Source organism: Bacillus cereus group sp. N6 (genome assembly GCF_016483705.1).
Lineage (GTDB): Bacteria > Bacillota > Bacilli > Bacillales > Bacillaceae_G > Bacillus_A > Bacillus_A wiedmannii.
Genome location: NZ_JAEHBI010000032.1, coordinates 39087 through 60552, shown reverse-complemented (window position 1 = coordinate 60552; position 21466 = coordinate 39087). Strand labels below are relative to the sequence as shown.

Genomic DNA, 21466 nt, shown 5'->3' with positions numbered 1-21466 from the left:
TAAATAAAAAGCACTGCCTTATTTTGCTGTAAAAATAAGGCGGTGCTTTTTTAATTCCCTTGCTCATGCGCAAGAGTAAACGTATCTTCCAAGTCACTATCATTTATTTTAATATTTGCCTTTTTTAATTCCTTTTGTATTAACTTATGACTGAATGTAGGGTCGGCAATACGTTCTGCTTCTAAGTTTTTACGGATGGAGTCTTTCACTTCATCGTAAGGTTGTAAATCTTTTTTATCAGTTAATTTAATAATATGATAACCGTTTGGTGATTTAACGGGATTGCTAATTTGTCCGACTTTTAGTTTATAGGCAGCTGTTTCAAATTCAGGCGCCATTCTGCCTGAATTGAAGTATCCAAGGTCTCCACCTTTATCTTTTGATAGTAGATCTTGCGATTCTTGTTTTGCTAATTCTTCAAATGAAGCGCCAGCATCTAATTTTTTCTTTATTTCTTTCGCTTCATTTTCGTCACTTACTAAAATATGACTCGCTTTAATTTCTGGTTTATAGTGGTCTTTCACGTCTTTTTCTGTAACACTTTTCTTAATTGCTTCATTCATAGCAAGTTTGAACTTAATTTGATTTTTGAAATCAGCTTCATCTTTTAAACGATTGTTTTCGAGTACTGCTGTGAATTGATCTCCATATTGATTTTTCGCTTTTTGTACTTCTTTATCTACATCATCGTCAGATACTTTATATTTTTTCGTGATAACGTCTTGTGCCATCATTTCGTATAGCATGTCTTTTCCGTAACGATCTTTCAACTGTTTTTCGAAGTCGCTCTTCTTAATGGTTGAATCTGTTGCTGTAGCGACTGTAGCTGAGCTGTTTTTTTGTCCACAAGCAGCTAGCATTAATATACTTATTAGTGCAGTAATAATGAAAATGTGTTTCCCTCTCATGCCAACACCTCATCCGAATATGTTATCGCTATTGTAGAATATAGAAGTGAACATGAAGTGAATTTTTAATGTTTTTTCCCTGTAAAATGTAAAAAAGTACATCAACAATATTGTTGATGTACGATGGGATCAAAGGTGATCAGTCTTTTTAGAATAGGCACGCTTACCTTGCTGAATATTTTTTTGTTCTTGCTCATTTTTTTGTGTACGCTTTGCATTATTATCGCGTGCTTTTTTGTCGTTATCACTCGTATGTGGCATATGTATCAACTCCATTTCTAACCGTTGTACGTTTATCATTTCCTTTTTCGTAAAGACTATGTATAGCAGTGCATTCATGAATAATAAAGGTGGATTAGAAATGGATTTGAAGTTGAATTATACCGAACTTATAAAGAAGTTAATCGTTGTAATTGTCGCAGGTTTGTTAAACGCGATTGGAATGAATTTATTTTTAACGCCAGCGAAAGTGTACGCGAGTGGCTTTGCTGGATTGTCTCAATTGTTATCACAAATATTAGGGGACTTTTTATCTATTCACATATCAACGGGGGTATTGTTTAGTTTGTTTAATATTCCCGTCGTTATTTTAGCATGGAAGAAGGTTGGAAAGGCCTTTACTTTCTTTAGTTTTCTTTGCGTGATATTTATGACTTTGTTTCTAGAAATTATCCCGGTTAGAGCGGTTTCGAACGATATTATATTAAATGCGATTTTTGGTGGGATTATTTCAGCGATTGGGGTAGGGATTGCGTTGAAGTGGGGGGCTTCTACAGGTGGTTTAGATATTATCGCCATGATTTTATCGAAGATTAAAGATAAGCCTGTCGGTACGTATTTTTTCTTCTTTAATGCACTTATCATTATTGCGGCTGGCTATGTGTATGGATGGGAAAAAGCATTATATACTTTGGTGACTTTGTATGTGTCAACGCGAATTATTGATGCGATTCATACGCGTCATGTGAAAATTACAGCACTAATTGTTACGAAGAATGGGACAGATGTACGAAAGGCGATTCATTCACGCTTAGTGAGGGGGATTACAACTATACCAGCAACAGGCGCTTATACAAATGAAAATAAGGAAATGTTAATGATTGTTATTACGCGTTATGAGTTATATGAATTAGAAAGGGTTATTAGGCAAGTGGACCCAGGTGCATTTACAAACGTATTACAGACGGTCGGAGTGTTTGGTTTGTTTCGAAAAGATTAAAGAGGACCAAAGCTGGTCCTCTTTTTTAATGTAAATTCGTAATATTTTGCAACTGCTCCTGCATTTCACGCAGCTGAACTTTTTCAGCTGTTGAAGAGTTTGCATAAGCAGAGTGCAAAGCGTTTTTTGCTCTATATACGAGATCTTGTTGCTCAGTACCGCTTGAACAAGTGACGGCATTTGCAACGGCATCTCTAGCTTGTTGGAATAGTAAGTTCCCCATTTAAACCCCTCCAAAAGAAGAGTTACTTCTCGCTTTTTCTGCCTCAGCTAATGTACCACGGTACGGGAATCTTGCATCATGCTTCATAACAGCATCGGCTCCTTGTTGGATAAAACGTTTTGATTTGTTCTTTTTACCCATTCGAAAAACCCCCTTTATTTAGCTGAAAACAATCGACGCGCTGACTTTTGCGTCTAATAATAGTATGAGCGTTTGACGAGAAACTATAAGCAGGGAATTTTTAGATTATAATCCAAGAACCTCTTCTAAATATAGCGCAATACCATCTTCTTCATTCGTTAATGTCGTATGATTTGCGAGTGATTTTAATTCAGGAATTGCATTACCCATTGCGATGCCGTGACCAGCAAATTCAATCATTTCAAAGTCGTTATCTTCATCACCGAAAGCGATAATTCGCTCTTGTGGAATGTTGTAATGACTAGAAATTTTTTGTAATCCGACAGCTTTATTTAACCCACTTTTCACGATTTCAATAATCGGCCAAGGTGCGCCCCATTTTCTATGGTCGATTACTTCAGCGTGCATATCAGTTAAATGTTGACGAATTGCACTGGAATGCTCGTCATGTGCGTCAATTAATAAGCAGGTTGGATGATCGTTTAAAATATTTAATAAGTCTCCTGTAAAAATCTTTGGAGAACCGAATTCGAAAATATGTTTTTTATCTTCATCAATTTCACGAACATACACATCGTCCATTACTTCAGCATATATATTTTTTACACCAAAATCAAAGCAAGCTCGGACAATTTCTTGGGCTGTTGCTAGCTCAAGGGGAGAGTGATGTGTTCCCCACTTTGAATCAAGAGGATGATGTACGTAAGCACCATTAAAGTTTACGATTGGTGTATTAAGACCGAGTTCTTTGTAGTAATCAAAACTAGCACGGAAGGGACGTCCCGTTGAAATAACGACAATATGTCCTTGCTCCTTTGCTTTTGCAATTGTATGTTTTGTTCGAGTGGAAATTATTTTGTTGTCTGTTAATAAAGTGCCGTCTAAGTCTAATGCGATTAAATGCTGTTTATTCATAATTTCACCTCTTATAATATTTTTTTGTTTCTATCTGTATTTCCGTTTTTAATATGCAGAAATAAGAGGTTAAACTGGGTGAGAAAACCAAAGATGGAAAGTTCACTATATATCCATCTTACGTCGCAAAGTACTGCGGTGTCTACTATTTCTCGCTGGAAATTAAGAAAAGTCAACGTCTTTTTAGAAAGTTCAAACAATGTTTCTTTCATTATGTACAAATTGTGAAAAGGGTTACATTGCTCGTATGATGAGGCTTATAATGAACATGTAATCTTCTCGTATATGTTTGACTCTCCTTTGAAGCTAGCCTATAGTAGGTTGGTTTCTTTTTTTTCTACAAATAGGAAAGAAATCCCTTCCTAAGCTTGTGTCATTCATGTATATGTACAAGAACGAAATGTAGTACTTGTTTCCTAAACATGACAGAAAAGCTTTCTTTTAAAATGGATATACTAATGAGGCAAAGACGTCATGGAAGGAGAATGGAAATGGGACAAAATCGCAGGTTTCGTTCTGGACAAAAAGCGCCAAACGATGGTATTTACGTAGAAATTGGTGAAACAGGAAGTATGGTAAAAGATCCGCAAATGGTGAAATTAACTGCGGGTGAAAAATTTCCAGATAACGCGAATCATAACCGTCAGTGGACATATAAAAGAAAACCGTAACAGGAGCCGCAATCATTATTGCGGCTTTTTTGTCGTTACGCATTGCGTATATTTTTTCAGTTGTATAATGAATGTTCCCTTTTTCTTTTTCCAATAATAAGTTTGAAAATACATAAGCAAAATTATTGTATAAAAAAGTCAGTTGGCGTATAATCAAATCAAAGGTCAAAGAAAGTCAAACATTTGGAGGACTGTAAAGATGGACTTAAATCAAATGACAACAAAAACACAAGAGGCGATTATGAGTGCCCAATCTTTAGCGGTATCTCATCATCATCAAGAAGTAGATACTGTTCATCTCTTGTTTACATTATTAGAAGAGCAAGATGGATTAGCAGTGCGTATTTTTCAAAAAATGAATGTCGATATAGAAGCGTTAAAGCAAGGCGCCGAAAGTTTAATTAAGAAAAAACCTTCTGTAACGGGAAGCGGTGCAGAAGTAGGAAAATTATATATAACAGGTGCTCTGCAACAACTACTTGTAAGAGCAGGAAAAGAAGCAGAGAAATTGCAAGATGAATACATTTCAGTTGAACATGTATTGCTTGCTTTTTCAGAAGAAAAAGGCGATATAAATCAATTACTTACAAGATTTCACATTACGAAAGATAACTTATTACAGTCTTTAATGACAGTTCGGGGGAATCAAAGAGTGACTAGTCAAAATCCAGAAGCAACTTATGAAGCGTTGGAAAAATATGGTCGTGATTTAGTGGCGGAAGTGAGAGCAGGGAAAATTGATCCTGTTATCGGTCGCGATAGTGAAATTCGACGTGTAATCCGCATTCTTTCACGTAAAACGAAAAACAACCCGGTTTTAATTGGTGAACCCGGTGTTGGTAAAACAGCAATCGTTGAAGGATTAGCACAGCGTATTGTGAAGAAGGATGTACCAGAAGGATTAAAAGATAGAACAATCTTCGCATTAGATATGAGTGCGCTTGTAGCTGGAGCGAAATTCCGTGGTGAGTTTGAAGAGCGTCTGCAAGCTGTATTAAATGAAATTAAAAAGAGTGAAGGTCGCATTTTATTATTCATTGATGAACTTCACACAATCGTCGGCGCTGGTAAAACAGAAGGTGCGATGGACGCAGGAAATATGTTAAAACCGATGCTTGCGCGTGGTGAACTGCATTGTATCGGGGCGACAACGTTAGATGAGTATCGTAAATATATTGAGAAAGATCCAGCGCTAGAAAGACGTTTCCAACAAGTATTAGCAGAAGAACCAACTGTTGAAGATACAATTTCCATTTTACGTGGTTTAAAAGAGCGTTTTGAAATTTATCATGGTGTAAATATTCATGACCGCGCGATTGTAGCAGCATCCGTTTTATCAGATCGATATATTTCGGATCGTTTCTTACCAGATAAAGCGATCGATCTTGTTGACGAAGCGTGTGCAACAATTCGAACAGAGATTGATTCTATGCCAACAGAATTAGATGAAGTAACGCGCCGCATTATGCAGCTGGAAATTGAAGAAGCGGCTCTTGGAAAAGAGAAGGACTTTGGTAGCCAAGAACGCCTGAAAACGTTGCAACGTGAATTATCGGATTTAAAAGAAGTTGCAAGTGGTATGAGAGCGAAATGGGAAAAAGAAAAAGAAGATATTCATAAAGTGCGTGACTTACGTGAACATTTAGAGCGTCTGCGCCGTGAATTAGAAGAAGCAGAAGGTAATTACGATTTAAATAAAGCAGCGGAACTTCGTCACGGGAAAATTCCTGCAATTGAAAAAGAGTTAAAAGAAGCAGAAGAAATGGGTGCACATAATAAACAAGAGAATCGCTTATTACGTGAGGAAGTAAGTGAAGAAGAGATTGCTGATATTGTTTCACGCTGGACTGGTATTCCTGTCGCAAAACTCGTTGAAGGTGAACGCGAGAAATTATTACGCTTAGAGCAAATTTTATCAGAGCGTGTCATCGGACAAGAGGAAGCGGTAAGCTTAGTATCAGACGCAGTTCTTCGTGCACGCGCTGGTATTAAAGACCCGAACCGTCCAATTGGTTCCTTCATCTTCTTAGGACCGACAGGTGTTGGTAAAACAGAACTTGCAAAAACGTTAGCGCAGTCTTTATTCGATAGTGAAGAGCAAATGATTCGTATCGACATGTCTGAGTATATGGAGAAACATGCTGTGTCACGCTTAATTGGTGCGCCTCCTGGATATGTTGGATATGAAGAGGGCGGTCAATTAACAGAAGCGGTAAGACGTAAACCGTATTCAGTTATTTTGTTAGACGAAATTGAAAAAGCACATCCAGAAGTATTCAACATTTTATTACAAATGTTAGATGATGGACGCATTACAGATTCTCAAGGACGTACAGTAGACTTTAAAAACACGGTTATTATTATGACTTCAAATATTGGATCTGCTCATTTGTTAGATGGATTAGAAGCAGATGGCTCAATTAAAGAGGAATCAAGAGAACTTGTAATGGGGCAATTAAGAGGACATTTCCGACCAGAGTTTTTAAATCGTGTCGATGAAATTATTTTATTCAAACCTCTTACAACGAATGAAATTAAAGGTATTGTTGATAAAATTGTAAAAGAATTACAAGGTCGTTTAGCTGACCGTCATATTACAGTAGAATTAACAGACGCAGCGAGAGAATTTGTTGTAGAAGCTGGCTTTGATCCGATGTACGGAGCTCGTCCATTAAAACGATATGTACAGCGTCAAGTTGAGACGAAATTAGCGAGAGAATTAATTGCAGGAACAATTACTGATAACAGTCACGTAGTTGTTGATGTAGAAAATAACGAATTAGTCGTTCATGTAAAGTAAAATAAAAAAGAGTTCGGATAAAATCCGGACTCTTTTTTTAGTGTTGTTCTACTGGCTCGTTTGGAATTGTAGCTGAAATTGCTAGTACTAATACCGCAAGAACAACTGAGAAAATAGACGCTTGGTTAAAATCGTATGTACCGCCAGTCATAGAGCCGATTACGTAGCTCATCATATGTACAAGCGCGAACGACCAAATTAATGCCCAAATGAAACGCATATTTTACACCTCTATTCGTTCAATCTGTCCTTATTGTAACACAATTGAAAAAAGAATATAGAAAAATATTTGTAGATTTTTCAACGCAAATTTGCATTCCGTTCATACATTATAGAAGAGTACTTTTATACGTTTAGAAAATAAGGCGGGGGAAAAATGAGTATTACGGAACGTTTTTTTTATTTAGAAAAAGAACCATGTGTCATTTATTTACCGGAGAAGCCAAATGGATTTTCTGTTATGCTTCTCGGTGATTATAACTACTTTATTGAGAATGGTACAAGTTTATGGACACAGCATGCAGGTAGATCTTATTTTTTACATGGCCTTATTGAGGAAGGCTACACGGTCTTTTCCTCTAATTTATACGGAAGACATTGGGGAAACGACCAATCTGTTCGTCTAGCAAAACGTTTATATGACGTTGTTTTGAGAAAAGAGACATTAAATGCGAAAATGCACATTATGGCAGATGGTATGGGTGCACTTGTAGCACTTGAAATGATGAACAAATACCCTGAATGTATACGCTCTGTCATTATGTTAAATCCATGTTTAGATTTACCAGAATATGTGGAGTTTGAAAAAGAGCATAAGTTTTTTTACAAAAGATTAGTGAAGGAATTAAGTTTGGCGTATGATTCCAAAGAAGAAGAATTAGAATCCAAAATAAATAAGAAATCATTTACGCTTCTTCCGTCTTGTGTACCTGTTAAAGTTTTCGTATCAACACAAGAAAAAAGAGGAAGAAAACAGTTGTTACGTAAATATGAGAAAATGAGGCAATTCAATCAATGCGATACTTCTGTCTTATTCCATCTGCAAGATGTGAAATATAAAATGGTTAGGCAAACGACTGATTTCTTTAAAAAATATGAAGAAGAATTGTAAAGCTCCCATATACATAAATGAGGAGCTATTTGTTTCAAGGAGAAAGGGTTGGTGGTATGGAGCGCGTGCTAATTATAGGTGCACTTACGTTTGTAGGTTATCACCTTGTGAATAAAATGATTGCAGAAGAAGTAGAAGTGTACGGTCTTGATTTTGATGAATTCGAGAATATGAAAAAAATTAATGAAGAGAAGTTATTGTTGATTGGACGAAATGCGTTATTTACGTATTATTCGATAAGAGATGAAGATGGATGGAGATCAGTAGAAGGAGAGAAGTTCGATACGGTTTACTTTTGCTTGTATGAGCCAAATCAACAAAGTGGTTTTCGGAATGAAAGAGTTATATTACAGTATTTAAAGCGGATTATAAGACTGTGTGCAGAGCAGAAAGTGAAGTTAAATCTAATTTCTTCTATTGAAGTAGGAAACGCAGATGAATCTGAAAATAAACGTTTATTTTTGAAAGTGGAAGAAGGATTGAAAAAAGGAGAGGCACCATATAGTGTATTTCGAGTTCCTACATTATATGGGCCATGGCAACCATCTTTTATGATGTATCATCAGCTCATTTTATCAGAACTGGATGAGAAAGAGTGCTATTATGCGAGCGAGGAAAATGGAAGTGATCTATTGTACGTGGAAGATGTATGTGAATACTTATGGGAAAATGGAATGAACGAGGAGCATCTCGGCATATACAATTTACTTAGTGGTAAAAAGTCATTATGGAAAAAAGGTATGAGCCTTTTACGTGCAGCGGATAAAGTGAATAAAAAGAATGAGGAAGAACGAAATGATGCTGTCGAGGTTATTTCGATAAAAAGAAATACCCCGTTAGAATACGGTTTAAATAAACAATTGGCACATATGAAAAAATATAAAGAGTTATACGAAGGATAGCGAGCGTGTTACACTATGTATGTGAAAGTTTTAATGGAGAGGAAGAACATAATATGAATGAGAAAAGCATGCAATTTTTACAAATCGCAATGAAGCATTTACCAGAAGCAAAGGCCATCTTAGATTCGAATGGAATTGCGCTTGATATGGAGAAAGCACAACCAGTATTAGAGTTATTGATGAAAGTTATGAACGAAGCATATGAGCTTGGGAAAGCAGATAAAGAATAAAACCTTCTTTTTTGGAAGGGAAGAGAGGCTCGAACCGTGGATAGAAGCGGTTCGGGCCTTTTTATATTTCAAAAGAAACAGGAAAGGTATGTTTCTGTTTCTTTTAATAAACAATAAAGTGAATAATGCTGGATTTATGTTTTAGCTGAAATATATTCTAGACAAAAATACATTTATGTTTTAAAATTAGTACCAAGTCATAATAATTGATATAAAACGGAGGGCTGCGATGTGAACGTGGGCATTTTAGGGATCGGAAGATATGTGCCAGAAAAAGTAGTCACAAATCACGATTTAGAGAAAATCGTAGATACATCTGATGAATGGATTCGTACGAGAACGGGAATTGCAGAAAGACGCATTGCCGATGATACAATAGATACTTCATATATGGCGGTAGAGGCTTCTAAAAAAGCACTTGAAGATGCCGGGATTAGCGGAGAGGATATCGACCTGATTTTAGTGGCAACAGTAACACCAGATCGCGCATTTCCAGCAGTAGCTTGTGTCATTCAAGAAGCCATTGGCGCAAAACACGCAGCCGCAATGGATTTAAGTGCAGCGTGTGCTGGTTTTATGTACGGAATGATTACAGCGCAGCAATTTATTCAAACGGGAACTTATAAAAATGTATTAGTAGTTGGTAGTGATAAACTATCTAAAATTGTAGACTGGAATGATCGAAATACAGCAGTACTATTTGGAGACGGAGCTGGCGCTATTGTAATGGGGGCTGTTTCAGAAGGAAGAGGCGTTCTATCTTTCGAATTAGGAGCAGACGGAAGCGGCGGTAAGCATCTTTATCAAGACGAGTATGTTATGATGAACGGCAGAGAAGTCTTTAAATTTGCTGTTCGCCAACTTGGTGATTCCTGTCTTCGCGTGTTAGAAAAAGCGGGACTTACGAAAGAGGATGTGGATTTTTTAGTACCACATCAAGCGAATATTCGTATTATGGAATCTGCAAGAGAGAGATTAAATTTACCACAAGAAAAAATGAGTATGACAATTGAAAAGTTTGGTAATACATCAGCTTCTTCAATTCCAATTGCAATGGTAGAGGAATTGCAAAATGGACGTATTCAAGATGGTGATTTAATTATACTTGTTGGTTTCGGCGGCGGATTAACATGGGGAGCAGTTGCTCTTCGTTGGGGTAAATAAGGACTGAGAGAAAAAAAGGAGTGTATTTTGTATGGAGAAAAAGAGGGTCGTAATTACAGGACTAGGAGCTGTTACACCGATCGGAACAGATGTTGAAACAGCGTGGGAAAACATTAAAAAGGGTGTATCTGGAATCGGACGACTTACAAGAATTGATCCGGAACTGTTTCCAGCAAAAGTAGCAGCAGAAATTAACGACTTTGAAGTCGAGAAATATATTGATAAAAAAGAAGCGCGCCGTATGGATCGCTTTACACAATATGCAGTAGCAGCAGCGAAAATGGCAGTTGCAGATGCAAAGCTTGAAATTACAGAAGAAAACGGACCTCGAATTGGTGTATGGATTGGTTCTGGTATTGGCGGTATGGAAACATACGAAGAACAATTTAAGATTTTTACTGAGAAAGGTCCGCGCCGCGTGAGCCCATTCTTCGTACCAATGATGATCCCAGATATGGCAGCAGGTCAAGTATCGATCGCAACAGGAGCAAAAGGAATTAACACTTGTTCTGTAACGGCTTGTGCATCTGGTGCAAACTCAATTGGTGATGCATTTAAAGCAATTCAACGCGGTGATGCTGATGCAATGATAACAGGCGGAGCAGAAGCGCCGTTAACAAGTATGGCATTTGCAGGATTTAGTTCAGCGAAAGCATTAACATTTAATGAAGATCCAGCAACAGCTTGCCGTCCATTTGATAAAAACCGTAGTGGTTTCGTAATGGGTGAAGGTTCAGGTATTTTAATTCTCGAAGAATTAGAGCACGCATTAGCTCGTGGTGCTCACATTTATGCGGAAATCGCTGGTTACGGTGCAACTGGTGATGCATTCCATATTACAATGCCGGCTCCTGGCGGTGAAGGCGGCGTGCGTGCAATGCGTCAAGCTTTAGCAGATGCAGGTCTACAGCCAGAAGATATTGATTACATTAATGCGCACGGTACAAGTACGGATGCGAATGAAAAGTATGAAACGATGGCAATTAAAGAAACGTTCGGTGAGCATGCGTACAAAGTAGCAATTAGCTCAACGAAATCAATGACAGGTCACTTATTAGGAGCAGCTGGTGCTGTTGAAGCGATCTTTTCAATTAAATCAATTACAGACGGAGTAATCCCTCCAACAATTAACTATGAAACACCAGATCCAGAATGTGACTTAGATTACGTACCGAATAAAGCGAGACAACAAGAAGTAAATGCAGTATTAAGTAACTCACTAGGATTCGGTGGTCATAACGCAGTATTAGTATTTAAATCGTATAAATAATAGATGAGATAAGGAGTTTTTTCGCACTATATTGCGAAAAAACTCCTTATTTATTTTTACGCCTTTTTCTCCTTTTGCATATACATAAGAAAAAGGAGGGATAAAGATGGGGATTGTTGAAACTGCTGAGTGGTTACATCTATATTATGGACGGCCAGAAAAGCTGTGTGAAAAGTTTACGAAGTATATCCCGCTGCCAAAAGAAAGGTTGTATCGCTTTTTAATTTCTAAAGGTATGTACCGCCCAGTTATACGAGGAGAACAAGAAGTAAAAGAGTTAGAGGAAAAGGAAGTTTGGAAAGAGTTACGTACGGAGTATGAGAAACTGAAAACCTGGTTACAAGGTCCAGATGTCCCTGTCTTTATTTTATTATCAGATTCCTATAATCGAACTGTACAAGAAGAGTATAACGGTAGGGCGGGATTATCTATGCGTCACGTTATTTTCTTATTCGTATGTGGACGGAATTCGGTGGAAGAATTAAAGGTGTTATTGGCGCATGAATATCATCACATATGCAGGTTACATCAAATTGAGACGAAAGAAACAGAATATACATTACTTGATACGATGATTATGGAAGGGCTAGCTGAGCAAGCGGTAACGGAAAGATATTCAGAAAAAAACAATGCACCGTGGACGATGTATCTTTCAAAAGAAGAGGCTATTTATTATTGGAAAAATGTTGTACATGAAAGAATAAGTATAAAACGAGGAACAAGGGAGCACGACATCTTATTAAATGGATTTCACTCTTATCCAAAGATGCTGGGCTATGCGCTTGGATTTCATATTGTCAAAGATTGCGTAACATTGGAAGGAGAAGATACACTTTCTTTATTATCTATAGATGCAAAAGAAATATTGAATAAAGCAAATACATTTCATATATAAAAAACAGGAGCTCTATTTCCTGTTTTTTTTAGTATTAATAGAAGAAAAAATAATAATTAGAATATATTTCCTTAGGTGGAATAAAGTTAAGAAAAATTGAACATAATGATTGATACAAACAGTAGTGAAGTGAGGGGTAGTGAATGTTATATCTACATGATGTATGGGTAAATTGGTTTGAAGGTGAAGAGAATGGGTATAACGTTTGTCATTTTTACGAATGGCGGAAAGATGATACGATTGAGCTATTAGATCAAGTGCCATTATTAAAAGTAGATGCCACATTATATCATTACATCGAGGACGAATTGTTAGAGCTTCCGCAAAAATTGTTGGAAGACGTACATCATAAGGCATATATTCGTAAAAATCATGAACGTTTGCAGCAAGAGTATTGCTTTGTTGTTACAGATGGAAAAGGAATTATTGCGATTGACACAATTGGTTACAATGTACCAATTCGAAAGAGCAGACTTATACCGCGCCAAGAGCAGATGGTATATGAGATGGTAGAAAACGTACAAGCAGAAAAGTATGAGTTCCAAGTAGAAGAAATGGAAAAAGAACATCATATTTTATCACCATCACCTTTCATTATGAATGGCTTAACTCGTAAAGAAAGACAGCTGAAACAATTATTATTTATGGCGTTAGATCAATTACATACAACGAAAAACACAGCAGAAATTCGCTATTGGTTCACAGAGTGGGATCCATCAGCATACGGAATGGTTCAACATATGGAATTTGAAGATATTTGGGCTAAACTGTATGATGAAGCGAAAACAGGCTGGTCTGAGAAGCACGAACAATTATGCGAGCGTCTCGTAAAAGGACAGCCATTTTTTGAAAAGTTATGGGAAATGGAAAACGAGCAAAAGGTAAATTAAAAAAACCGCCAATTGGCGGTTTTTTTAATTTGTTGTAACTTAGCTCCAGCGGCAAGAATGTTCGGTGGCTTCGCGCCTTCCTGCGAGGCAAAAAGCGCCTCTACGTCAGGAGCTCCATCCCCTCACATTCTAAGCGAGCCGCTTCCGCTTTATAAGAAATCCAGCTCCGGCTCCTAGCCCTTCGCGTCTAAGAACCTTCCCCACGAGAAGGTAAAAAGCACCTTCTGTGGGAAAGAACCTTAGCCGTCAGGGCTAAACAGTCGCTTCCGCTTTATAAGTTACCTACGTTTTCTGCTTAGTCCCATTGCGTTTTCTACTTTGCGTAGTTGTTTGAATGCAACGCGGTTTGCTTTTTCTGCACCTTTGTCTAGAATTTCGTCTAGTTCTGGTGAGTTGATTAGTTCGTTATATTTGTCTTGGATTGGACGAATTGCTTCTACGACTACTGCTGCTAGGTTGCCTTTGAAGTCTCCGTATCCTTTTCCTTCGTACATTGCTTCTATTTCTTCAACTGTTTTTCCAGAGAATGAAGAGTAGATTGTTAATAAGTTAGAGATTCCAGGTTTGTTTTCTTTATCAAATTTCACGATACCTTCAGAATCAGTTACAGCACTTTTAATTTTCTTTTCAATTGTTTTTGGTTCATCAAGCATACTGATCATTGCTTTTGGATTCGGATCAGATTTACTCATTTTTTTCGTAGGTTCTGTTAATGACATAACGCGAGCTCCTACTTTTGGAATACGAATTTCAGGAACAGTGAACACTTCACGGAAGCGTTTGTTGAAACGCTCTGCTAGGTCGCGTGTTAATTCCATATGTTGTTTTTGATCATCACCAACAGGTACGATTTCAGTGTTGTAAAGTAAAATATCAGCCGCCATTAATGGTGGATACGTTAGTAATCCAGCTGGAACTGAATCTCTACCAGAAGATTTATCTTTATATTGCGTCATACGCTCTAATTCTCCAACGTAAGCAACTGATTGCATAATCCATCCTAGTTGAGCGTGTGCTGGTACTTCTGATTGTACAAATAAAGTAGCTTTTTCAGGATCGATGCCGCATGCTACATAAAGTGCAGCAAGACTGCGAATGTTTTTACGAAGTTGTACGGGATCTTGAGGTACTGTAATCGCATGTTGGTTTACAATACAGAAATAACAGTCGTGTTCATTTTGAAGCTCTGTAAATTGCTTCATAGCTCCTAAATAGTTTCCAAGTGTAATCGTTCCACTCGGCTGAATACCAGAAAAGATAACTGACATAAGTAATTCCTCCTAAATTTGAATGCGTGATGGGGAAGAGAAGGCAAACAAAAAAGCCCATTCATCCCAAAAACTATAGGGACGAATGGACCGCGGTACCACCCTAATTATTTCACTACTGTGAAATCTCTCTAATCCATAATAACGTTTGGATATAACGCCAAAGCCTACTACTTTCGGTTCGGTTTGGTGCTCAAAAGCCCATTCCATACTGCGCAATTACTTGTTCACACCAGCCACAAGCTCTCTGAAATTGCATCAATATGTACTCTTCTTTATCATCGCATACATATAAATTTATTTATTGTTACCTAAGCTCTTTTAATATGAAAGAACTAAAGTTTTATAACAAAATGTTTTGCTGATTATTATATCATATGGGATAGTGTTTGCAAACTACATCAAAATAGTAAAACTAATGAGGGTCGAGAACAACCCAAGAACGATACCGGTAATGCAAATTGGATACGTCCATTTGAATGAATATGTTTTATAAATACGTTCTTTCTTATCGACAGGTTCCTCTACTTCTTCAATTAAAGACTCAATTTTTTTGTTCGTACCAAATACTCTTTGGAAGGCGTAAATGGTTACGTTAAAAAATCCATTTTGAAATATGAATAAAAAACCGCCTATAAGAATAAAAAATAGTGCGACATAAAACGATATATTGACAAAATTCAACAAAAATTGCGATGAAACGAGGAATGCGCCAATACTAGAAGCGATTATCGCTATGAAAATTAGTATACAAGTATGAAAAAAAACTTTATTCAAAATGTTCCCCTCCGTCAAAATATTACTAGAATTATTATACTATAAAAGCTATAATATGTACTAGAATTAATTTTTTGAAAATTATACGCAATTAAAGGTCTGATTTTAAGATGATGGTAGCAATGTTAACGTATCCCTTTACAAAAAAATAAAAAAATAAACATTTTATTAAAAATTTTAACAAAAAAACAAAAAACTATATTCACAATTGTTATATTATATGTATAATGAAAATTGTAGAAACTTGGAGATTATTCTTTCAATTCTACTTTTTTACAAGTGAGGGTACAGGAAGTGCAATTAGGGGAGGCAACACAACATGAAGAAAAAGATACCGTTATTACTTGCATCGACGTTGACTGTCAGTATGTTAGGAGCTTGTAGTTACCAAAAAGAGGATAATAAAGCAGGCGCAAAAGAAAAATCCTCAAACAAGCAAGTGTTAAATCTAACCGAGACAGCTGAAATCCCAACTATGGATACGACGTTATCAACAGATGCAGCATCTTCTAACATCATGAATAACACAATGGAAGGATTATATCGTCTGGGGAAAGACGATAAGCTTGTTCCAGGTATCGCTAAATCTTATGAGAAATCAGAAGATGGCAAAAAATATGTATTTAAGTTACGTGAAGATGCGAAATGGTCTAATGGTGAACCTGTAACAGCGAAAGACTTCGTTTATTCTTGGCGAAGAGCTGTAGATTCAAACACGGGTGCCAAGTTTGCTTACATACTATTTGATGTTAAAAATGCGGAGAAAGTTAACAAAAAAGAATTACCAGTTGAAGAACTTGGTGTAAAGGCAATTGATGATCATACACTTGAAGTGGAATTAGATAACCCTGTTCCTTATTTTGTAAGTTTAACAGTCTATCCAACATTGTATCCTTTGAGTGAGAAGTTTGTAACAGAACAAGGAGCAAAATTTGGATTAGAATCCAATACGACACTTTATAATGGTCCATTCGTATTAAATGAATGGAAGCATGAACAAAGTTTCCAACTTAAGAAAAATCCAACGTATTGGGAAAATAAAGAAGTAAAACTTGAGGAAATAAACTTCAATATTGTTAAGGATCGTTCAACTGCTATAAATTTATATGAAACGAAAGCAATTGATCGTGTAGTCTTAACATCAGAGTTTGTAGACAAATACAAATCAGATGCTGACTTTAAAACGATTAAGAGACCATCTACACAATTTATTTGCTTAAATGAAAAGAATAAATTTTTAGCAAATAAAAATATCCGAAAAGCAATTGCAATGTCCTTTGAGCGTGAAAATATCGGGAAAGTTATCTTAAACGATGGTTCAGAGGGGATATATGGTTTTGTTCCGAAAGGCTTAGCAAAAGGTCCGAATGGAAAAGACTTCCGTGAAGAAAACGGAAAGCTTATAAAAGAGGATATTAAAGAAGCTCAAAAATACTGGGAAGCTGGTAAAAAAGAACTTGGTGTAGACAAAGTAGAGTTAGAGCTATTAAACTTTGATACTGATGATGCTAAAAAAATCGGAGAGTATTTAAAAGGCCAATTTGAAAAGAACTTACCAGGTTTAACAGTTTCAACAAAAATGCAGCCATTTGCACAAAAATTAAAACTTGAAGCAAGTGGAGATTACGCAATGTCATACGCGGGATGGAGTCCAGATTATATGGATCCAATGTCATTCCTTGAAATGTATACGACAGGTAATGCGCAAAACAAAGTAAATTATGCAAATGCAGCGTATGATGATTTAATTAAAAAAGCGAAAACAGAAGTTGATGTACAAGCTCGCTGGGATGCATTATTACAAGCAGAAAAACAACTGCTTGAAGATGCAGCGATTGCTCCAGTATATCAACCAGGAAAAGCTTATTTACAACGTGGCTCAATTACTGGCCTATTAGAACATAAATATGGCGGAGAATTTAGCTATAAGTGGGTTGAACTAAAAAACTAAAAATGGTTTCCATCATGAATAAGGGTATATGCCTATGATGGGCGTATGCTCTTATTTTAAAAAAATAAAAGTAAGAATATTTTAAACTATCTTATTGCTTTTGAGAAAAACGGGGAGGTGCTTGACTATGGGACGTTATGTATTAAAACGTTTCGTGTACATGGCTTTGACATTATTTTTAATTACTACACTGACTTTCTTTTTGATGAAATTACTTCCGGGTTCTCCGCTTAAAAACCAGGAGAAACTATCACCGGCACAAAAAGAAATCATTCTTGAAAAATATGGCTTAAATGATCCAGTACCAGTTCAATATGCACGTTACTTAGGTAACTTAGCAAAAGGTGATCTAGGGGTATCATTCCAATATGATAACCGTCCAGTAACAGATATGATTGTGGATCGCATTGGACCATCAGCACAACTTGGTTTACAAGCGATTATATTAGGAACATTTATCGGTTTAATTTTAGGAATCGTTGCGGCACTTCGTAACAATACGTGGGTCGATTATGGGGCGACAATTATTTCCGTACTCGGGATGTCGGTACCATCGTTCGTATTCGCCGCATTACTACAATATTTCGTAGGGGTAAAACTTGGGTGGTTCCCAGTAGCATTCTGGAAAGGACCAGAGTTTACCGTAATGCCTACAATCGCTTTATCGATGGCAGTTATCGCAACAATCGCACGTTTTGCTCGTGCAGAGTTAATTGAAGTTATGCAAGCTGATTACATTTTAACAGCGAAAGCGAAAGGAATTAGCCAAGGCGTTATCATTATTAAACACGCACTTCGTAACGCGTTAATTCCAGTAGTAACAATTTTAGGACCAATGGTTGCAGGTTTAATTACAGGGACATTAGTTATTGAGCAAATTTATGCTGTACCAGGACTAGGGGAACAGTTCGTTAAATCTATTACAGTGAATGACTATACAGTTATTATGGGAACTACAATTTTCTATAGTGCGATTTTCATCTTAGTTATTTTCATTGTCGATATTTTATACGGAATTATTGATCCTCGTATTCGTTTAGCGGGAGGGAAAAAATGATGAAAGATGTACAAAAATTATCTCCAGATTTATTTCAACAAGCCAATCAAAATAATGTTGATAATGAAGTCATTGCCCGTCCAAGCTTAACGTTTTGGCAAGATGTAAGAAGACGTTTGTTCCAACATAAAGGAGCAATGTTCGGTTTCGTTTTATTAGCGCTTATTATATTACTAGCAATCTTAGGACCGATGGTAAGTAAGCATTCTTATAAAGAGCAAGACTTAGGTCGTGCGAAATTACCACCGAAAATTCCTGTTATTGAAAATGTTCATTGGCTACCATTTGACGGTACGGATCAATATGGTGTTGACCAATATGAAAAACGTGATATTAAAGAGTATTTCTGGTTTGGTACAGATGATCTTGGCCGCGATTTATGGACAAGAACATGGGAAGGTACGCGTGTATCATTATATATCGCTCTTTTAGCAGCGGCGATTGACTTAGTAATTGGGGTTGCTTATGGAGGTATTTCAGCGTTCTATGGCGGTAGAGTAGATAATATTATGCAACGTGTTATGGAGATTATTAACGGTATTCCATACTTAATCATCGTTATTTTAATGGTAATCATTATGGGATCTGGTATATGGTCAATTACACTAGCAATGGCGATTACAGGTTGGATAGGGATGTCACGTATCGTTCGTGGACAAATCCTGAAATTAAAAAATCAAGAATATGTATTAGCATCTCGTACATTAGGTGCAACAAATACACAATTAATTGTAAAACACTTAATCCCGAACGTAATGGGACCAATTATCGTAATGACAATGTTTACAATTCCAACAGCAGTGTTTGGTGAGGCGTTCTTAAGCTTCATCGGTTTAGGTATTCAGCCACCATTCGCATCACTTGGTTCTCTTGTAAATGACGGCTATAAATCAATTCAAACGTATCCACATATGATGTTCATCCCAGCGGTTGTCATCAGTATGTTAATCTTAGCATTCAACTTAATGGCAGACGGATTACGCGACGCGTTAGATCCAAAAATGCGTAAGTAAAAGAGGGGAGAAGTAAAAATGAAAACATTGCTAGAGGTAAAAGATTTGCAAGTCTCCTTTGATACACATGCAGGTGAAGTACAAGCTGTACGCGGTGTTACTTTTGATTTAAAAAAAGGAGAAACATTAGCGATTGTAGGAGAATCTGGTTCTGGTAAATCAGTTACTTCTAAAGCGTTAATGGGATTAATTCCGAATCCTCCAGGGCGTATTAAAAACGGTGAAATCGTATTTGAAGGTCGTGACTTAACGAAACTGACAGAAAAAGAAATGCAGCAAGTGCGCGGGAAAGATATCGCGATGATTTTCCAAGATCCAATGACATCATTAAATCCAACGATGACAATTGGGAATCAAATTATGGAAGGTCTTATTAAACACCAAGGGATGAGTAAAGCAGACGCACGTAAAGTTGCGTTAGAATTAATCGACCTTGTAGGTATTCCGAATCCAGAAGCGCGTTTAAAACAATATCCTCACCAATTCTCAGGTGGTATGAGACAGCGTGTAGTTATTGCGATGGCGTTAGCTTGTAACCCGAAATTATTAATTGCCGATGAGCCGACAACAGCGCTAGACGTTACAATTCAGGCGCAAATTTTAGAGCTTATGAAGGACATTCAGCAAAAAACAGAAGCGGCAATCATTTTCATTACACATGACTTAGGTGTAGTGGCAAACGTTGCGGACCGCGTAGCAGTTATGTACGCAGGTAAAGTTGTTGAAATTGGAACGGTTGATGAAATTTTCTACAATCCAAAACATCCATACACTTGGGGCTTAATCGCATCTATGCCAAGTTTAGATGGTTCAGAAGAAGAGTTATACGCAATCCCTGGAACGCCTCCAGATTTATTAAAGCCGCCAAAGGGAGATGCTTTTGCACCACGTAATCCACAGGCATTGAAAATTGATTTTGAAATGGACCCACCTTTATTTAAAGTAAGTGATACACACTATGCGGCAACTTGGTTACTTCACGAGCAAGCTCCAGAAGTAAAACCACCGGCAGTCGTTGAAAAACGCATTCTTCAAATGAAAGCAGGTGAACAACATGACTAAACAACGTGAGAAATTAATTGAAGTAAAAAATGTAAAACAGCACTTCGACGTGAGTGGTGGTGTTGTCAAAGCGGTTAATGATATTTCATTTGATATTTACCGCGGAGAAACATTTGGTCTTGTAGGAGAATCAGGTTGTGGTAAATCGACAACTGGAAGAACGATTATTCGTTTATATGATGCAACTGCTGGTGAAGTGTTGTTCGATGGTGAAAATGTACATGGTAAAAAATCACGTGCAGAGCTGAAGAAATTCAACCGTAAAATGCAAATGATTTTCCAAGATCCATATGCATCATTAAACCCTCGTATGACAGTAGGGGATATTATTGCAGAAGGTATTGATATTCACGGACTAGCAAAAGGCAAAAAAGAGCGTATGGACCGTGTTCATGAATTATTAATCACAGTTGGTTTAAATAAAGAGCACGCAAACCGTTTCCCGCATGAATTCTCAGGGGGACAACGTCAACGTATCGGTATCGCTCGCGCACTTGCTGTAGAGCCTGAATTTATCATTGCCGATGAGCCAATCTCAGCACTTGACGTATCAATCCAGGCGCAAGTTGTAAACTTACTGAAAAAGTTACAAAAGGAAAAAGGTTTAACATACTTATTCATTGCCCATGATTTATCGATGGTAAAATACATTAGTGATCGCATCGGCGTAATGTACCGTGGTCAAATCGTTGAGCTAACAACAAGTGAAGAGTTATATGCGAATCCAATTCATCCATATACGAAATCACTATTATCAGCAATTCCGCTTCCAGATCCAGATTATGAGCGCAATCGTAAACGTATCGTATACGATCCATCTCAGCATGATTATGCTAGTGAAGCACCAACAATGCGTGAAATTCGCCCAGGACATTTCGTATTATGTTCTGAAGCAGAGTATAAGAAATATAAAGAGATTTATCAATAATAAAAAAGCCAATCTTCCGTTAAGAAGATTGGCTTTTTTCTACTATATAATAGATTTGTCAACATTTCTCG

23 protein-coding genes and 1 other annotated feature are annotated in these 21466 nt (G+C 37.0%); of the genes, 15 read left to right on the top strand and 8 right to left on the bottom strand.

Going from position 1 to position 21466, the window contains the following annotated elements; genetic code table 11:
* Nucleotides 1-50: 50 nt before the first annotated feature.
* Nucleotides 51-908, bottom strand: coding sequence for a peptidylprolyl isomerase PrsA (gene prsA, locus JDS99_RS20565; RefSeq protein ID WP_060489315.1), 858 nt, complete (start codon nucleotides 906-908; stop codon nucleotides 51-53).
* Between the two features lie 129 nt (nucleotides 909-1037).
* Nucleotides 1038-1169, bottom strand: coding sequence for a DUF3941 domain-containing protein (locus tag JDS99_RS20560; RefSeq protein WP_001120851.1), 132 nt, complete (start codon nucleotides 1167-1169; stop codon nucleotides 1038-1040).
* Nucleotides 1170-1269: 100 nt separating this feature from the next.
* On the opposite strand from JDS99_RS20560, the gene JDS99_RS20555 reads away from it, so the two are divergent.
* Nucleotides 1270-2127: a YitT family protein gene (locus JDS99_RS20555; RefSeq protein ID WP_060489317.1), complete on the top strand. Its 858-nt coding sequence runs from the start codon at nucleotides 1270-1272 to the stop codon at nucleotides 2125-2127.
* A 25-nt stretch (nucleotides 2128-2152) separates the two neighbouring features.
* Here the strand turns inward: JDS99_RS20555 and JDS99_RS20550 are convergent, their stop codons facing one another.
* The 3 genes from JDS99_RS20550 to JDS99_RS20540 form a co-directional block, all read right to left on the bottom strand.
* Nucleotides 2153-2350 carry a DUF3813 domain-containing protein gene (locus JDS99_RS20550; RefSeq protein WP_046957006.1) on the bottom strand — a complete coding sequence of 66 codons (198 nt, stop codon included), beginning with the start codon at nucleotides 2348-2350 and terminating at the stop codon, nucleotides 2153-2155.
* Nucleotides 2351-2491 (bottom strand): hypothetical protein, encoded by a 141-nt coding sequence (locus JDS99_RS20545; RefSeq protein WP_000516816.1) that lies wholly within the window; start codon nucleotides 2489-2491, stop codon nucleotides 2351-2353.
* Nucleotides 2492-2596: 105 nt separating this feature from the next.
* A complete protein-coding gene (locus JDS99_RS20540; protein ID WP_048545178.1) occupies nucleotides 2597-3406 on the bottom strand; it encodes a Cof-type HAD-IIB family hydrolase in 810 nt (269 codons plus the stop codon).
* A gap of 491 nt (nucleotides 3407-3897) precedes the next feature.
* Here JDS99_RS20540 and JDS99_RS20535 point away from each other — a divergent pair, with 491 nt between their 5' ends.
* A complete protein-coding gene (locus tag JDS99_RS20535) occupies nucleotides 3898-4077 on the top strand; it encodes a YjzC family protein (protein WP_000531420.1) in 180 nt (59 codons plus the stop codon).
* Nucleotides 4078-4276: 199 nt separating this feature from the next.
* Nucleotides 4277-6877, top strand: a complete 2601-nt coding sequence (clpB, locus tag JDS99_RS20530; protein ID WP_088062459.1) for an ATP-dependent chaperone ClpB — start codon at nucleotides 4277-4279, stop codon at nucleotides 6875-6877.
* 37 nt (nucleotides 6878-6914) lie between these two features.
* Here the strand turns inward: clpB and JDS99_RS20525 are convergent, their stop codons facing one another.
* Nucleotides 6915-7097 (bottom strand): YjzD family protein, encoded by a 183-nt coding sequence (locus tag JDS99_RS20525; RefSeq protein ID WP_001211113.1) that lies wholly within the window; start codon nucleotides 7095-7097, stop codon nucleotides 6915-6917.
* A gap of 156 nt (nucleotides 7098-7253) precedes the next feature.
* Between JDS99_RS20525 and JDS99_RS20520 the strand changes: the two genes are divergently transcribed.
* The 7 genes from JDS99_RS20520 (at nucleotide 7254) to JDS99_RS20490 (ending at nucleotide 13339) form a co-directional block, all read left to right on the top strand.
* Nucleotides 7254-7988, top strand: a complete 735-nt coding sequence (locus tag JDS99_RS20520) for a lipase family protein (protein ID WP_048545174.1) — start codon at nucleotides 7254-7256, stop codon at nucleotides 7986-7988.
* A gap of 29 nt (nucleotides 7989-8017) precedes the next feature.
* Complete coding sequence (locus JDS99_RS20515; protein ID WP_199695614.1) at nucleotides 8018-8890, top strand: NAD-dependent epimerase/dehydratase family protein; 873 nt, start codon at nucleotides 8018-8020, stop codon at nucleotides 8888-8890.
* 53 nt (nucleotides 8891-8943) lie between these two features.
* A complete protein-coding gene (locus JDS99_RS20510; protein ID WP_001003337.1) occupies nucleotides 8944-9120 on the top strand; it encodes a ComZ family protein in 177 nt (58 codons plus the stop codon).
* Between the two features lie 231 nt (nucleotides 9121-9351).
* Nucleotides 9352-10284, top strand: a complete 933-nt coding sequence (fabH, locus tag JDS99_RS20505) for a beta-ketoacyl-ACP synthase III (RefSeq protein ID WP_001100551.1) — start codon at nucleotides 9352-9354, stop codon at nucleotides 10282-10284.
* Between the two features lie 31 nt (nucleotides 10285-10315).
* On the top strand, nucleotides 10316-11554 hold the full coding sequence (gene fabF, locus JDS99_RS20500; RefSeq protein ID WP_000412643.1) for a beta-ketoacyl-ACP synthase II: 1239 nt from the start codon (nucleotides 10316-10318) through the stop codon (nucleotides 11552-11554).
* Nucleotides 11555-11660: 106 nt separating this feature from the next.
* A complete protein-coding gene (locus JDS99_RS20495; RefSeq protein WP_097906727.1) occupies nucleotides 11661-12449 on the top strand; it encodes a DUF2268 domain-containing putative Zn-dependent protease in 789 nt (262 codons plus the stop codon).
* Nucleotides 12450-12592: 143 nt separating this feature from the next.
* Entirely contained in the window at nucleotides 12593-13339 is a 747-nt protein-coding gene (locus JDS99_RS20490) for a YjbA family protein (RefSeq protein ID WP_000966116.1), read from the top strand.
* Nucleotides 13340-13617: 278 nt separating this feature from the next.
* Here the strand turns inward: JDS99_RS20490 and trpS are convergent, their stop codons facing one another.
* Both trpS and JDS99_RS20480 read right to left on the bottom strand, forming a co-directional pair.
* Nucleotides 13618-14607: a tryptophan--tRNA ligase gene (trpS, locus tag JDS99_RS20485; RefSeq protein WP_199695613.1), complete on the bottom strand. Its 990-nt coding sequence runs from the start codon at nucleotides 14605-14607 to the stop codon at nucleotides 13618-13620.
* Between the two features lie 74 nt (nucleotides 14608-14681).
* Nucleotides 14682-14898 (bottom strand) — a binding site (T-box leader).
* Nucleotides 14899-15003: 105 nt separating this feature from the next.
* On the bottom strand, nucleotides 15004-15384 hold the full coding sequence (locus JDS99_RS20480) for a DUF3899 domain-containing protein (protein ID WP_001044992.1): 381 nt from the start codon (nucleotides 15382-15384) through the stop codon (nucleotides 15004-15006).
* Nucleotides 15385-15703: 319 nt separating this feature from the next.
* Between JDS99_RS20480 and JDS99_RS20475 the strand changes: the two genes are divergently transcribed.
* From JDS99_RS20475 to JDS99_RS20455, 5 genes are all read left to right on the top strand, one after another.
* Nucleotides 15704-17335, top strand: coding sequence for a peptide ABC transporter substrate-binding protein (locus JDS99_RS20475; RefSeq protein ID WP_199695612.1), 1632 nt, complete (start codon nucleotides 15704-15706; stop codon nucleotides 17333-17335).
* 127 nt (nucleotides 17336-17462) lie between these two features.
* Nucleotides 17463-18392 carry an oligopeptide ABC transporter permease gene (opp3b, locus tag JDS99_RS20470; protein WP_000534165.1) on the top strand — a complete coding sequence of 310 codons (930 nt, stop codon included), beginning with the start codon at nucleotides 17463-17465 and terminating at the stop codon, nucleotides 18390-18392.
* On the top strand, nucleotides 18389-19405 hold the full coding sequence (gene opp3C, locus JDS99_RS20465; RefSeq protein ID WP_000974096.1) for an oligopeptide ABC transporter permease: 1017 nt from the start codon (nucleotides 18389-18391) through the stop codon (nucleotides 19403-19405). Before opp3b ends, opp3C begins: the two co-directional genes overlap by 4 nt.
* An 18-nt stretch (nucleotides 19406-19423) precedes the next feature.
* The gene (locus JDS99_RS20460) at nucleotides 19424-20467 is read left to right on the top strand and encodes an ABC transporter ATP-binding protein (RefSeq protein WP_000854346.1); all 1044 of its coding nucleotides are present in this window, start codon (nucleotides 19424-19426) and stop codon (nucleotides 20465-20467) included.
* Nucleotides 20460-21395 carry an ABC transporter ATP-binding protein gene (locus JDS99_RS20455; RefSeq protein ID WP_000166340.1) on the top strand — a complete coding sequence of 312 codons (936 nt, stop codon included), beginning with the start codon at nucleotides 20460-20462 and terminating at the stop codon, nucleotides 21393-21395. Before JDS99_RS20460 ends, JDS99_RS20455 begins: the two co-directional genes overlap by 8 nt.
* Nucleotides 21396-21466: the final 71 nt, after the last annotated feature.